The 557-nt window shown below is 43.1% G+C and carries 1 pseudogene; it reads left to right on the top strand.

Going from position 1 to position 557, the window contains the following annotated elements:
• A pseudogene (gene oatA / locus ACWHAR_RS30685) lies at window positions 1–557 on the top strand (peptidoglycan O-acetyltransferase OatA); the annotation flags it as partial.

The following is a 557-nucleotide window of genomic DNA, read 5'->3' on the forward strand; positions in this document are numbered from 1 at the left end:
AAGGAATGGAAAACGACATCTGTCATCAGCAAAATGTCAATTGGTTTCATCATTTTCGCTATACTTATTTTTGCAGGCGGGCTGTCAGGGCTAGCCGGCGAGCAAAAGCACCCTACCAAATGGACCTATAGCTCACAAGAAACAAATGCTGACACCAGCCAGGCTTCTGGGGATAAAAAGAACGCTGCAGCAGATAAAAAACACAATCCTGAACAAAAAACAACAGATTCCATTCAGGGTCAAAAGGAAAACAAAGATAGTGGGCAAGAGACTCATAAAAAGAAAGACACGCAATCTCAACAGACGAAAGAACCCGCAGATACTGCGAAAGAGGTGTTAGCTATAGGAGATTCCGTCATGCTTGATATTTCTTCACACCTGCGTCAGTCACTTTCACATGTGACGATTGATGGAAAGGTGGGAAGACAAATGTCTCAAGCTTTGGAACTCGCAAGGGAGTACAAGTCTTTTAATCAGCCGAACAAGGCTGTCATCATTGAGCTTGGAACCAATGGCTACTTTACAAACAGCCAAATCGAACAACTGCTTCAATCTTT

The organism is Bacillus sp. LR--39 (assembly GCF_053613335.1).